Origin of the sequence: Catenulispora rubra, from assembly GCF_015356825.1 — a bacterium.
GTDB lineage: Bacteria > Actinomycetota > Actinomycetes > Streptomycetales > Catenulisporaceae > Catenulispora > Catenulispora rubra.
Map to the genome: position 1 here is coordinate 1 of NZ_JAACYW010000015.1, position 13813 is coordinate 13813.

General features: G+C 69.9%; 9 protein-coding genes. All 9 read right to left on the minus strand.

All coding sequences use genetic code 11. The annotated features are described in order from the left end of the window. Positions 1 to 139: 139 nt before the first annotated feature. Entirely contained in the window at positions 140 to 1717 is a 1578-nt protein-coding gene (locus GWK61_RS06845; RefSeq protein WP_194906164.1) for an Ig-like domain-containing protein, read from the minus strand. Between the two features lie 57 nt (positions 1718 to 1774). Beyond that, positions 1775 to 2782 (minus strand): hypothetical protein, encoded by a 1008-nt coding sequence (locus GWK61_RS06850; protein ID WP_194906166.1) that lies wholly within the window; start codon positions 2780 to 2782, stop codon positions 1775 to 1777. Next, positions 2779 to 5661, minus strand: coding sequence for a hypothetical protein (locus tag GWK61_RS06855; RefSeq protein ID WP_194906167.1), 2883 nt, complete (start codon positions 5659 to 5661; stop codon positions 2779 to 2781). Before GWK61_RS06855 ends, GWK61_RS06850 begins: the two co-directional genes overlap by 4 nt. Further along, positions 5658 to 7370 (minus strand): phosphate ABC transporter substrate-binding protein PstS, encoded by a 1713-nt coding sequence (locus tag GWK61_RS06860; RefSeq protein ID WP_194906170.1) that lies wholly within the window; start codon positions 7368 to 7370, stop codon positions 5658 to 5660. Before GWK61_RS06860 ends, GWK61_RS06855 begins: the two co-directional genes overlap by 4 nt. Then, positions 7367 to 8794 carry a phosphate ABC transporter permease PstA gene (gene pstA, locus GWK61_RS06865; protein WP_228561865.1) on the minus strand — a complete coding sequence of 476 codons (1428 nt, stop codon included), beginning with the start codon at positions 8792 to 8794 and terminating at the stop codon, positions 7367 to 7369. Before pstA ends, GWK61_RS06860 begins: the two co-directional genes overlap by 4 nt. Position 8795: 1 nt before the next feature. Continuing rightward, positions 8796 to 9848 (minus strand): phosphate ABC transporter permease subunit PstC, encoded by a 1053-nt coding sequence (gene pstC / locus GWK61_RS06870; protein WP_228561866.1) that lies wholly within the window; start codon positions 9846 to 9848, stop codon positions 8796 to 8798. Continuing rightward, on the minus strand, positions 9845 to 10237 hold the full coding sequence (locus GWK61_RS06875) for a hypothetical protein (protein WP_194906172.1): 393 nt from the start codon (positions 10235 to 10237) through the stop codon (positions 9845 to 9847). The genes pstC and GWK61_RS06875 overlap by 4 nt, the downstream gene beginning before the upstream one ends. Positions 10238 to 10936: 699 nt before the next feature. Continuing rightward, the gene (locus GWK61_RS06880) at positions 10937 to 11527 is read right to left on the minus strand and encodes a DUF4241 domain-containing protein (protein ID WP_194906174.1); all 591 of its coding nucleotides are present in this window, start codon (positions 11525 to 11527) and stop codon (positions 10937 to 10939) included. A gap of 45 nt (positions 11528 to 11572) precedes the next feature. Further along, the gene (locus GWK61_RS06885; RefSeq protein WP_194906176.1) at positions 11573 to 13744 is read right to left on the minus strand and encodes a coiled-coil domain-containing protein; all 2172 of its coding nucleotides are present in this window, start codon (positions 13742 to 13744) and stop codon (positions 11573 to 11575) included. Positions 13745 to 13813 lie beyond the last annotated feature (69 nt).

Below are 13813 nucleotides of genomic sequence, written 5' to 3' on the forward strand. Positions count from 1 at the left end.
TATAAGAGACAGGTCCTACTCTCGACGGGGGTGCGGGGGCTGTGCGGGGCGCCGTCGGGGGCGCGGCAGCCGGGCGGTATCGGTGCCCGGCCGCCGCTCCTCACTCATCGGTGAACGTGACAGCGCTCCATCCGATGGATCAGATGACCGTCAGCGTCAGCGTGCTCTGGTACGTGCCGGCCGTGGTGGTGGTCGGGACGTTCAGCGCCAGCGACGCGCCGATCTTGGCCGTGCCCAGGCCCGCGCCGGAGGCGGCGGAGACCAGGGTCCGGGACTGCGACAGGCCGGCGGTGCCGTTGTCGGCGGCCGGGACGCCGTTCGCCGGGGCGACGGCCGGGCCGATGGTCAGGGTCTGGCCGGCCGAGCCGGTGGGCTGGCCGGGCGTCCACCCGAGGTTCTCCGCGCTGATCTGGGCGGTGCCGCCGGTCTGCGAGAACGCCGTGGCCAGGCCGGAGGCGGTCCAGCCCGGGTTGCCCGCGCGGTTGTCCGTGACGGTCACCGTCTCCAGCGAGCCGGAGGTGGTGAACAGGGTGCCGGTGCTGTTCAGCGCCGGGTCCGGCAGGGTGACCTGGCCGGTCGGCACGCTGATGTTCAGCGACCCCGCGTCGACCGTCGTCGTGATGGTCTCAGTCGTGGTCGGGGGGACGAACTTGGTGATCGTGATCGGAACCGCCGACGAGACGGAGGCGCCGAACGCGGTCGTGTTGGTGGGTACGAACGAGGCCGTGAGGCTGTGCGTGCCCAGGGCGAGGGTCGTGGTGTTGAACGCGGCCGAGCCGTTCGTCAGCGCGACCGTGCCCAGCGTGGTGGTGCCGTCCATGAACGCGATCGAACCGGCGGCGGTCGCCGGCTGGACGCTCGCGGTCAGGTTGACGTTGCCGCCCTGCACCTGGCCCGAACCCGGGGTGGCGATCAGCGACGTGGTGGTGGCGACCGGACCGACCTGGTTGACGACGTACGAGGACGCCGTCGAGGTCGAGCTGGAGAAGTTCGCGTCGGTGGAGGTGAACGCGGCGGTGATGGAGTGCGTCCCGACCGACAGCGAGCTGGTCTGGTAGGTGGCCGTGCCGTTGGCCACCGCGACCGGGGTCGCGTTGAGCGCGGTCGTGCCGTCCAGGAAGACGACGGTGCCCGCCGCCGGGTTGACGGTCGCGGTCAGCGTGACCTGCGAGCCGAAGGTCACCGGGCTGGTCGGAGCCAGGCCCAGCGTGGTGGTGGTCGCCTTGCTGGACGCCGAGCTCCAAGCGGTCTCACTGGAGAACGTGAGCTGGCCGGAGAAGTCTCCGCCGACCGTGGTGCCCAGAGCCGGGACGCACTGGATGTCGATCGTGTACGGGGTCGTCCCCGACGCGTTCGGGTCCAGCTTGGTGACCGAGTACGAGGTCGCCAGGGTCCGCAGGTCGTTGGAGATGGCGATCGCGTAGCCGGCGCCGTTCGGGCCGGCCGGGAGCACGGAGACCGGCTCCTTCTTGACGGCCACGGCCCCGGAGGGGAAGTTGCCGCCGCTGATGATGCCGACGATGTCGGGGTCGGCCGCGGGGCAGACGTCCGAGGTGTTGATGTTGAACACCTGGGAGTCGGCGCCGGAGCTCGGCGAGAACGTCAGCGTGCCGGTGGCGGCCGACGCGGTGGCGGCGCCGAGCACCGTCATCGCACCGACCGCGGTGGCGGTCGCAACCGCGGTCGCCGCGTAGCGGACGAACCTGTTGCTGAACAAGGTGCTTCTCCTCATCTGTTTACGTGGTGCGGGACGTGAGCGGCCGGACGGCCGTCACTACGGGGCGGTAACGTTGGTGGTGCTACCGCAGTCGGAGGCGACGGTGAAGCCGTACTTCTGGATCGTCGCGGAGTCGGAGCAGACCAGGGAGTTGGAGCCGACGAAGGTGGTGCTCCAGGGCGCGGTGGCGGTGTCCGTCGTCGGGATGACGTTGTAGACCTCGCGGGTCACCGGGAAGGTCGAGTTGATCTGCTGCGCGGCGACCCCGCCGATGGCGCCGAGGACGGCCTGGCCGCGCACGTCCTGGATGGTCTGCGACTCCTCGGCGTCGTAGGACGCGATGGAGAACGGGATGATCGAGGTGTCGGTCAGCACGCGGCCGTCCTGCTCCTCGATCGGCTGGCCGTGGGACTTGTCGGTGATGCAGGCGTACTTGCCGGCGACCACGTCGGCGTCCGTGATGCCCATCTTGCCCTCCCAGAACGAGCGGGTGCCCGATCCGGCCTGCGGCAGCTGCGCGGTGATGGCGAAGTTCGGGGCGGTGCCCACGACCGCCGGGTTGCAGGTGTAGATGGACTGCAGCGTGGCCAGGTCCAGGTTGCGCGGGATCGTGACGTCGTTGCCGGTGATGGCGTAGGTCACGCCGTCCAGCGCGAACGGCACGTAGGTCAGCTGCGCGCCGCCGGTGGCGGCGAGGTTCAGGCTGGAGGAGCGGGAGAACTGCAGGCAGCCGTTGTTCGCGGCCAGCGACTGCAGCAGCGCGGTGCGGCCGGCGCCGGAGCCGTTCGGACGGGCGAGCGACTGGCAGGCCGCGGCGGCCTGGGTCGCGATCGTCGTCGAGCCGGTGGCGTCGTAGGAGCCGACGACCTTGGTGCCGCCGATGGTGATGTCGTTCGACAGCGCGTTCATCACCGGGGTGGTGGTGTCCGAGCCGACGCCGGCCAGCTGCCGGAACTGCGGCGCGCCGCTCGGGTCGGCCTGGGCCGAGTTCGCCGCGCCCAGCACGAACAACGCCACGGCGCTGACGACGCTGAGGCCGGCGAGCTTCTTCGCCTTCTGGTTCACTGTCCTGTTCCCTTCGAGGGGGACGGTCCCTGGGACGGGTTTGTCCCAGGACTCTCAGATGCCGGGACGTTCGGGGCGTCGCCGATCGCGCCCTCGTCCGGGCTTTCGCGATCGTCGGCGGGCTCGGGGTCCTCGGCGGGTTCGGGACTGTCGGGGTCCTCGGTGCCGTCGGGGTCCTCGGAGTCGTCCGGGGCGTCGGGGTCCTCGGACTCTTCGAGGTCGTCCGAACCGTCGTCCCCGTCCCCGTCCTCGTCCTCGTCCTCCTCGCCGTCGCCGTCGCCGTCGCCGTCGCCGTCGTCCTCGTAGCCGTCCGCCGCCGCCGTCCGTCGCGCGACGCGCAGCAGTCCGGGACCGATCAGGACGCTCGCCCCCGCCGCCAGCAGGCAGACCAGCACCAGGAAGCGGATCGTGCCGATCGCCAGGGCGGGAGTGGTCCCGGCCGAGAGCGCCACGTCGGCGGCCGGCATGGTGCCCTGTACGACGACCGGAGGACCGGGACCCGTCGGCTTCGGAAGCGGCGGGTGCTGCACCGGCACGCTGCGGGGCGGCGGCGTCCCGATCGGGGCGGTGTCCGGCACGCCGGCGGCGGTCCGCAGGTACTTCGCGGCGGCGGCCGTCTGGGCCGCCATGGCGGCCGGCAGAGGCGCGTAGCCGGGCGGGAGGTCGCCCGGGTCAAGTCCCTGGACCTGTCCGGCGCCGGCGATGTAGTCCAGCAGATCGGCGTAGTGCGTGCCGTCGGCCTTCGTCAGCTTGCTGGGCACGGTGGCCGCGTAGGTGAGCGTGGTCAACGGATACGCGCCGAGGTCGATCGCGCTGGGATTCGCGACCAGCATCGTCGGCGCGGCCGGGCTGGGCTGCGCCGCGGCCGCCCCCTTCAGCAGCGCGTCGGCGGTCGGCGCGACGCAGTGCGCGTCGAGGTCCCCCTGCGGGTGCTGCTGCCCGGGCGCCAGCAGCGGATCCGGCACTCCGGCCTTGTCGTCGCAGAGCTCTGCGGTCGGCAGGCCGTAGCGGGCCGCGGTCGGCGCGTCGGCCAGCACCAGGATCGCGACCTGGCCGTCCGGCTGCGGCGGGGTCGGGCCCCAGGAGCCGATGTCCGCGCTGTTCGGGCTCCACGTGACGCGCAGGCCCAGACTGCCCTTGGTGGCGTTGAGGACCCCGTCGTGCATGGTGACCGGGTACGGGTGCAGCGCCAGGCCGCACAGCGGCGCCTGCTGGTTATGGGTACCGGCATGCGTGGGGTCCTGATACACCGTGGGCCGGCAGTAGGGGTCGGTCGTCGGGAAGTCCTCGATCGGGAACTGCGTCCGGAGGTAGTTCGGGTTGAGGGTCATGCCCGTGTAGCCGGGCTGACCGTACTTCCCGGCGTTGTCCGGGACGCCGTTGAGGAATTCCGCGGCGGCGGGGTCGTTCTTGAGCCACGTCCACAACTCGGTGTAGGCGTCGGCGTTGCCGAACGGCACCACCACCGACGGGATCCCCCCGGAGAAACTCAGGCCCTTGAACTGCGGGTTCAACGCCAGGAACTCGGGATCCACGGTCAGATCGCGCGGATTCTGCTTGGCCAGGTCCGACGCCGCGCCCTGCTCTGTGCCGACCGAGGAGTCCACGCCCCACCGGTAGGACTGCGTGACCAGCTTCGCGAGCAACCTGGCGTTGAGATTCAGCCGAGTGATCTGCACCCCGTTCTGGGCCGCCGGCGGATTCGGCGGCTGTCCCGGTGGCGGGACGACGGCCTGGCTCTGGATGTAGAACGAGATGGTCAGCCCGGAGATCGCGGTCGGGGCGTAGAGCATCTTCGGTAACGGCGTGCCCGCGGTCGGGACGACCGGTTTGGAGACGAACTGGAAGCCGGGGCTGGGCGAGCCGAGCTGCTGGCGTGCGGCGTCCCCGCCGATCTGCGAGAAGCTGAACGGGGCCTTGGGGTTCTTGGCGCACAGCCCCGGCTCCCAGCTCTTGATCGCCTCGGCCAGTATCTCGTCGCCGCCGATCTGCACCTCGTTCGCGCCGATGGTGCAGGCGGAGGCGGCGGGCTGGAAGGTCAGCTGGAAGACGATCCGGTTGGCCCAGTTCGTGGGGGACAGCGGCGAGGTCTGCAGCACGATGTTGGTGCCGTCGACGGTGGTCTTGCCGTCGGCCTCCAGGGTGCTGCGGGGCACCACGACCAGCCAGCACGGCTCGATCCTGGTGCCGCCCGGCGCCGTCGGGTCGGCGACCGGCTGTCCGCAGCCCAGCGCCGGGGACTCGCGGACGGTGTCCAGCTGGAAGTAGACGTGGCCGGTGCCGTTGGCGTAGGTCCGGGCGTACGGGATCTCGTTCGTGTTCGAGCTGTCGAAGGACGTGGCGATGTGCGCCGGGTCCTTGGTCGGCGCGGGCGCCTGGTAGGCGGTCGTCGGCGCGGTCGTCGGGGCCGGGAGGAAATCCTCGTACTCCTGGTTCGGGTCATTCGCGACGGCCGGAGGCAGAAGTGGATCGGGGAACTGGGGGTTGTTCAGCCGCCGCGTGGTCGGCCCGCCGAGCGTCGTGCCGCCGAACTCACACTGCGAGGCGTCCGGGCCGGTCGCGGCGTCGCCCCAGCACTGCATGATCTGGAGGTAGTCGGCGCCGAAGTTCGTGTTGTTGTTCGACGGCAGGGTGGTCGGCGCGCCGGACCAGCTGACGCCGACGGCTTCGTTGATCAGGTTCTGCGTCTTGTCGACCGTCACCGCCATGCCGCTGAAGGCGCCGGTGCCGGTTCTGGTCACCGACGAGCTCGGATCCTGCGCCGCGCTGTGCAGCGGCCCGGCGACGGCGTGTTGCGCGGGACCCGTGAGCAGTCCGGACACCGCCACGCAGACGGCGAAGACTCCGGAGATCTTGCGGGACAGCGTCAGGGCCCTCATGATCGGCGCCCCTTCCGCAGCCGGGACACCAAGGGCGGACCGAAGACCGTGACCAGCAGTAGAGCCGCCGCCACGGCCGCGAGGTAGGCGCCGAGCGAATCGCCGAGCGAGTTGCCGACGGACACCGGCTCGGCGGCGGCGTCGGCGGCGTCCAGCGAGACCGGGGGAGAGCTCGGCGTGGTCGGCACGGTGACCACATGGCTCGTGGAACTGGGATGCGCCGACGGGCCGCCCTTGCCGGAAGCGCTCGCGGTCACCGGGCCGGTCGCCCCGCCGGTGCCGTTTCCACCGCTTCCGTTGTCGCCGCCCGAACCGCCGGACGAGCCTCCCGAGGAGCCGCCGCCGGAGCCGCCGGACGAGCCGCCCGCCGCGCCGACCGGGATCGCGGTCACCCCGTCGTCCGCACACTGGGTGCCGCCGGCCTTGTCGCAGGCCGCCGGGTTCGCGGCGCTCGCCACCAGGGTGTTGACCCCGCTGGTTGAGAACGTGGGGTTGTTGCAGGAGGAGATCACGATGTTCTGCACGACCGCCCCGGGGATCCTCTTGATCTGGTTGAAGCCGGCCTGGACCAGGTTGATCGGCAGCGGCGAGTACCCGAGCGGGGCCATCGTGCTCTGGCCCTGGCACAGCAGGTAGTAGCCGAAGGCGCTCAGCGTCTGGCCCTTGGCCGTGTTGAACGGCGGCGCGGTGGACAGCGGGATGACCATGTAGCTGTAGCTGGACAGCGGGTACGTCCGCGGGTCGGAGTACCCGTACACGTTCGACAGGTTCTCGGTGAGGTACTTCGTGGGATCCGAGGCGTCCTGGTCGATCTGTGCCTGGGTCAGGGAGACCGCGACGTTCGACGCGCTGGGCAGCGTGTAGAAGCCGGCCGCGTTGAGCATCTTCGCGACCGGGAATCCGGACTGGATCGCGTAGGAGTACTCGGTATACGTGATCGCGCCCTCCGAGGTGGGCTGCGCGACGTAGCCGGCGACCCCGGAGTCCAGCGACTGCGAGATGAAGGCCGATCCGGCCGGCGCCGGCGGGAAGAACGAGGTCGATCCGCAGTGCGGGGCGACCACGCGGCCGGCCGCGGAACAGAACGCGTCCCACACGCCCGGGTACTCGGCGGCCATCCAGCCCGTCAGCTGCGCGGTGGTGCCGGAGCCGTCGGTGCGCACCACCGGGATGATCTGCCGGGCCGGCAGCGTCAGGCCGGGGTTGGTCTTCGCGATCGCCGGGTCGTTCCAGCTGGTGATGCCGCCGGTGAAGATCTTCGCGATCGTCTGGTCGTCCAGGCGCAGGTTCGTCACCCGGTGCCCGCCGATGTCCAGGTGGTACATGAACGCCGTGCCGCCGGCCACCACGGGCATGTAGGCGAACGGCTTGGTCGGCAGGACGTCCAGGGTGCCGTTGTCGACCGAGCCGTAGGGGATGTCGGAGATGGCGAAGTCGACGGTGGCCGGGTCCGCCTTGAACTGGTTGCGGCCGTCGGAGGAGCCGGAGCCGGTGTAGCTGACCTGCATGCCGTACTGCGCGACGTCGCTGGTCCACTGGTTGACGGCGTTCTCGGCCCAGGTGGATCCGGCGCCGGCGATCGGCGCGTACTGCGTCGCCACCGCTGCCTGCGGGCTGGCCAGCTGCGTCCCGAGCAGGCCGAGGGCCGCGCCGAGCAGCAGGAGTCTGCCACGCGGCGATCGACGGCGCCGCGGGTGCTGGCGGTTCATGAAGGGCGCTCCGTGGGGTCGGGTTGGTCGGTCGCGGCGGGACTGGTCGCTGTGGGACCGGTCGGCGCGGGGTCGGTCAGCGCGGGGTCGGTCGGGGCCGGCTCGGTCGGGGCGAAGCCGATCGCCGCGAGGCCGGTCGCCTCGAAGCCGGCCGTCCCGTGGTCGGCCCGGCGCGCCAGGAACCGTGCCTGGACCCGCCTGGACGAGACGGTGCGGCGCCGGCGCTGCCGCCGGTTCAGCTGCCCCGCGCCCTTGCCGCCGACCGCCCGCGCGGCCACGAACAGCACCAGGACGAGCAGCATCAGCAGCGCCGCCGCGCCGTACCCGCGCGTGATGTAGTTCGGCTGGCCGGAGGTGACGAGTTTGAACGTCGCCAGCGGCAGCGAGGTCTGCGGGCCCCGGCGCGGGTCGTAGTTCGTGTACTGCGTGTAGCCCGCGGTCAGCAGCACCGGCGAGGTCTCGCCGATGCCGCGGGCCGCCCCCAGGATCACCGCCGTGGCCAGTCCCGACCGCGCGGTCGGGATGGTGACCCGGAGCGCGGTCCGCCAGCGGCTGGCCCCCAGGGCGTAGGAGGCCTCCTTCAGATGGCCGGGCACCAGGCGGAGCACGACGTCGGAGGCGCGGATGATGATCGGCAGCGTCATGATGCTCAGCGCGAGCGCCGCGGCCAGCCCCGACTTGGGGAGTCCGAACTCCAGGATGAGCAGCGCGAAGACGAACAGGCCGGCGACGATCGAGGGCAGCGCGGTGGCCGCCGCGGCGACCGTCCGCACCAGGTTCGCCAGCCGGCCCGGGGACTCGTTCATGAACACCGCGCAGGCGATGCCGAGCGGGACGGTGATGGCCAGGGTGATCGTGATCTGCTCGACCGTGCCGATCACGGCGTGCCGCACGCCGCCGATCGAGATCGGCTGGACCGGGCCGGCCACCCGCAGGTCCTGCGTGTAGAAGTTCAGGTGGGTCAGCGACTTCACGCCGCCCCAGATCGGGAAGCCGACGATCAGCACCAGGACGCAGAACACGAGGATCGCGATGGAGTGCGTCACCACCGCCATCAGGCGGTCGCGCAGGATCGGGCCGCTCTCGTCGGTCCACACCAGGATCCCGTAGCAGATCAGGAACAGCGGATAGCACAGGACGACGAAGCCGAGGGGCCCGGAGAACGGTGCGAACCAGTCGCTGATCAGGACGGTCAGGCTCACGGCCGCGGCTGCGGCGCCGAGGAGCGCGAACAGGGCGTCGGGTTTCAGGCGCCGGACACGGCGGCGGCGTTCGGGCGGGGCGCCGTCCTCCGGCGATTCGGGCGGTTCCGGCGGGACGGTGGTCTCGTCGGAGTCCTGCGTCTCTAAGTCCTCGATGTTCTCGGTGTTCTCGATGTTCTCGATGTTTTCGAAGCCCTCGACGTCCTCGGCGATGGCGGTCATCTCAGCCGCTGTCCCTTCCGGACCGGCTGCGCGCGATGATCGCCGACGCGGCCAGGTTGATGACCAGGGTGAGCAGGAACAGCACGAGACCGGCGGCCATGAGCGCGGAGAGTTCGAAGGGCGTCGCCGTGCCGTAGTGCGCGGCGATCAGCGCCGCCACCGAGCTGGCGCCGGCCTGCAGGATGTGCGGCTGGATGCGGAACACCAGCGAGATGATCATGTACACCGCGATCGTCTCGCCGAGCGCGCGGCCCAGCCCGAGCATCGCGCCGCCGATCACGCCGCCCCGGCCGAACGGCAGCACGACCGTGCGGATCATGCCCCACTTGGTGGCGCCGAGCGCGTAGGCGCCCTCCCGCTCCCCCAGCGGGGCCTGGGAGAACGACTCGCGCATCAGGGAGCTGACGATCGGGGTGATCATCAGGCCGACCACGAGGCCGGCGATGAAGGTCGAGGCGGTGTAGACGGTGAGCGGCGCCAGCGGGTCGCGGACCCGGGCGCCGGTGACGTGGAACCCCGGGATCCAGCCCAGATAGGTCGCCATCCAGTGCGCGACGCCGACCGCCCGGTGCTCCAGGAACAGGAAGCCCCACAGGCCGTAGACCACGCTCGGCACCGCGGCCATCAGGTCGATGAGGCTGGTGAACAGCGATCGCAGCCGGGGCGGGGCGTACTCGGAGATGTAGAGCGCTGTACCGAACGCCAGCGGCACCGCGATCACGATCGCGACGAGCCCGATGAGGATCGTTCCGGTCAGGATCCCGGCCACGCCGAACTTGGACGCGCCGCCGGTGCCGTTCCCCGGGGACCACGCGGCGGTGGTGAGGAAGCCGGTTCCGGCCACCCGCAGCGCCTGCGAGGCGCGGGTGCCGAGGAAGCCGCCGATGACGGCGATGATGGTGAGGACCAGGATCCCGCTGCCGGCCAGGACGGTGAGGAAGACCCGGTCGCCGCCACGCGCGCGCAGACGTACGGCGCGCGGCGGTTCCGTGCCCGTCACCGGCGGCAGGTCGACGACTACCGTCTCGGCCGCCGGGATGGTTTGTTCCGTCATGCCAGGCACGCCCGGCCGCGTTCATCCCGGGTGGACGCGGGCAGCTCGGCGAGCAGGACGGAGTCGAGGAAGTGGGCGAGGTTGTAAAGGTTCTCCCGCCCCCGCAGATACGTCCGCGCCGACCGCGCGACGACCACGTTGTCGATCTCCAGCCGCCACGTCCGCCCCCCGGTGTCGGCGGCGACGCCGAGCACGGGCACCGCGTCGGCGATCCGCTCCCGCAGGAAGAGAATGGCCGCGTACCCGGTCTCGAAGTCCTCGAAGCAACCGGGCGCACGACCCAGAACCCGGTTGTTCCCGCCGACCAGGCGCCACGCCGGAAGCGCCGCCGAACCCGGCCCGGCGATCGCGGTCTGCGAAGGCCCGACGTGAAAGCGAGTATGTGCCATGAGCCCGATACCTCCCCCACACCCCACAAGGACCGGACGCCGGAGGAGAATCAGTAGTCCGGCCGTCCGCGAACACTAGTTCCGTGCAGGCCGAAGGTCCCAGCCCACTGCGTCATAGCGGCGACCGAAGTGTTAACGCCGGACATGGCGCGGCCAAACCACAGACATTCGCAGCCCCCTGACCTTGGATGATTCACAGCGCCCCGCCGGTGACGCACAGTGACGATCATCGGTGGCTGCTCATCCGCTTTATCGACGGCTTTGCGCCCCGACACCGGCTCAGAGGTGCGAAGAGGTCCCGCCGATCATGCGGGCCGATACGCAACGGAAGTCGGCGGCGCGCGAATGGCGAGCGCGGCGCGACCTTAAGCGGTCAACCGTACGGGGGTTGGTTCTCGCGGATGGGGCGGATCGCCGGCGATGTTCGACGCCGATGTTCGACGCCGATGTCGATAGCGATGTCGCTGGTCGGCCGATGTGTCACGAGGTCGCCGGTAAAATGCGAAATCGCCCCTGGCCAGAATTCCGGTCAGAGGCGATTTCCGATGTGGCAGGTGAAGGATTCGAACCTTCGAAGCTTTCGCGACGGATTTACAGGGAGGTGATGTGCCGCGCCTGACCTGCGCTGGAAGCTGTCCTTATCGAATTTTGACACAAGATCGGGTTCCGGGAGGTTTGGATCCACTCGACGTTTCTCGGCTATGCGTCGGGGTCCAGGAACTGGGTGATGAAACACGCAACTTGCCTGGAGGCGGAGCGGCCGATCCACGTCGGGTAGTACCCGTCCCCGAGACCTGTGCTGAAGATCGCCATGCTGTGTCCGCTGGTGGCGTTGGTGACGATCGAAGCCCTCGCCGTGCTCGTGGTCGACCGGAATATCCGGCGGACCGGGCTCTCGTCCCCGGCTTGGTGAAGGCGGTTGAAGACGGCCACCGAGTCGAGGTCGATGAAGCAGCCGGCACCAGCATCGACGCCGTAGCCGGGGCGCTCGGTGTCGAGCTCCCAAGCTGTTACCGGCTCGTCGGCGATGGCCAGCTTCACGGCGACAACCCTCGGGTAGGGCGAGTCCAGCCGTTGAACCCGGGCAACATGCACCGGGTAGCTGCCTGGCGCAACGATAGCGCCGAACGCCACCGGACCATCCTGATCGAGCTCCATAAACGGGTCGCACGCGAACACCCGCCCACTCGGTAGACCGAGTTTCCCGATCTCTTCAACGGAGATCAGGAACGAGCCGGTGACGCCGTCGGTGAATATCCTGTCAAAGTTAGGCGGGCTGGGTTGCGCCATGTTGTGTCCTGACGATCATGCGGCACGGTGGCGAAAACCGTGGCCTTAGCCGTTGAGGAGATCTTTCATTCTCTGCCGGAGGCGCTTGTCCTCGGACACGATCTGCTCCTCCGGCGTTCCTGACGAGATCCGCCGGTCTTGATCGATGAGCGTGCGGAGACGGCTTGCGGCCGGTTCCGGCAGGGGTGCGCCGAGTTCACTAAGCACATCCAGGGCGCGGTCGATGTGGGTCGCACGCCCGTCGGTGATGGCCATGGTTAGGTACGCGGAGAGTTTGTCCCGCCTGTGTTCTGAGGCGGCTGCGGCCGGATCGATGGCCAGAAGCGCGTGAACGGCCGACGGGCCGGTGACGGGATCGGACAGCAGTTGTTCTAGTGAGGGGATCAGTTCAGTCGCACCGGCGCCGAGTTCGGCCGCGAGGTTGGCGGCGTCGGCCTGAAGCCACCCGCCGAAGGCGAGATCGGTGTGCTGCAGGGATTCACGCAGTACTGGGAGCACTCGGATGCCGTCCGCGGTGTGACGCCACAGGGCCCGTGCCAGCGTGACGCGTGCTTGCAGGTCGGGGCGGGTCGAGCTCGGGGCGCGGGCCGTGTCCAGGGCCTGGGTGATCCGGGACGCGAGTAGGTCGCGGTATTCGGGGAGCTCTGCTGCGGCTTGCGCCGCTACCTGCAGGTCATAGCGTTGGCGTCCCAGCCCTTCCAAGATGGCTGCGATCAGCGGCTGTGGGTCTGTGGTGAGGGTGAGCAGCGCACGTCCAACGGCGATCTGGTCGGATATCCCTGCTTGGCCAGCGGCAGCGCGCAGTGCGGCGATGCACTCGGTCCCGGCGCGGCCGATCGCGCCCAGCGTCTGCGCTGCCGGGTGCGGTCGTTGGCCGAGCAGCCCGATCAGCTCGGGTGTTGCGGGTTCGGCCACAGGACCCCAGTGGCGTAAGATCTCGGCAAGGTGGATTGGCTCGTTGTGATTGCGGACGTTCGTGACCAGGTCCGAAGGGCGACTGTCGCCGTTGGAGGCGCCGAGCGCGCGCAGTCGGTCGCGGATCGCGGACAGCAGGCGCTCATCGAACGCGAGGGTGGAATCGGTCGGGCCGAACGGGAATCCGACGGCCGCGCCCAGAGCTCGTGGACGGTCTGGCAGGTTCTGTGCAAACAGTTCGGTTGCCCGCGGTTCGCCCAGTCGCACCAGGCAAGCCAGTGCTCGATCGGCGAGGTCGCCCAGGTTACGCTGCTCAGCCAGAGCGAGCACGACATCGGCATGGGATCGCTCGTCGGCGACCTCCAGGATTCCCAGTGCCACCTGGCCCGACGTGTCGGTGCCGACGAGTTCCGCGACGACGGCGATCAGCGGGTCGACGGCGCAGCGGTAGGTCAGCACCAGATGCCGGGCGCCGCCCAGCGCTCGTGCGAGCGTATCGCCGGGGCCTTCGTGGGAGTTTTCCAGGGCCGCGACCACCAAGTCGATCCCGGCCTGCGTGCCGCAGTGCTCGGCTGTCGCCTTGACCAGCGCGCCGAACAAGCGGTATTCGCGGGTCCACCCCGAACCGGCGGCACGTTCGGGGATCCGGGCCGTTCCGGCTGCTAGGAGTCGTTCGCTCCAGGCGCGTCCGGCCTGTACCTGTGCGAGCGCCGCTGCCATCCGCAGCGCGGCGGAGGCGTCTTCGAGTACATCCTCGGCCAGTTCGGCGGCCAGTGCCACATCGGCCTCCATCGCCGCCCAGAGCACGTCCAAGCGCATCGCCCGGTCGGTCTCGACCTGCCACCTTCGCCGCAGTACAGCTACTACCCGATCTGAGGAACCAGTGGCGGCGAAGGTAGCGATCGCCGCCGAGCGGATCCGGTCTTGTCCGTGCTCGGTCAGTGGCATCAGCAGATCCAGCTGCGCGACAACCGCCTGCCGGGCGGCGTCCCGGGCATCCAGACCATGAGGGTCGTCGCTTCCCGCGATCGCACCGAGCAGCTCCAGCAGCGAGACGGTGTGGATCCCGCCGACAGCAAGCCGGGCCATGAACTCGATGGCGGCTACTGACGCAGGATAGACCGTGCCCTGATGGCACAGGCTGCTATTCAGTGCCTCGATCACGTCCCCGATCTCGTCGTCGGATGTGGAGGTCAACAACAGCAGCAGTTCAGGCGTGTCCACTGCAGGGCCGTAGGCATGTCCCAGTTCATGCCAGGCGACGGACTCCAAACCGGCCAGTGCAGGGTGCTCGCGCGTCATGCTCCGGTATCAAACCAGAACAACCCGACACGGACGCCGACAGGCACCATGCGACAACCTTGGCAACAT

Coding starts and splice junctions, on each gene's coding strand:
- pstC (WP_228561866.1), bottom strand. CDS start 9,848: ATGACGGAACAAACCATCCCGGCGGCCGAGACGGTAGTCGTCGACCTG.
- GWK61_RS06875 (WP_194906172.1), bottom strand. CDS start 10,237: ATGGCACATACTCGCTTTCACGTCGGGCCTTCGCAGACCGCGATCGCC.
- GWK61_RS06880 (WP_194906174.1), bottom strand. CDS start 11,527: ATGGCGCAACCCAGCCCGCCTAACTTTGACAGGATATTCACCGACGGC.
- pstA (WP_228561865.1), bottom strand. CDS start 8,794: ATGACCGCCATCGCCGAGGACGTCGAGGGCTTCGAAAACATCGAGAAC.
- GWK61_RS06860 (WP_194906170.1), bottom strand. CDS start 7,370: ATGAACCGCCAGCACCCGCGGCGCCGTCGATCGCCGCGTGGCAGACTC.
- GWK61_RS06885 (WP_194906176.1), bottom strand. CDS start 13,744: ATGACGCGCGAGCACCCTGCACTGGCCGGTTTGGAGTCCGTCGCCTGG.
- GWK61_RS06855 (WP_194906167.1), bottom strand. CDS start 5,661: ATGAGGGCCCTGACGCTGTCCCGCAAGATCTCCGGAGTCTTCGCCGTC.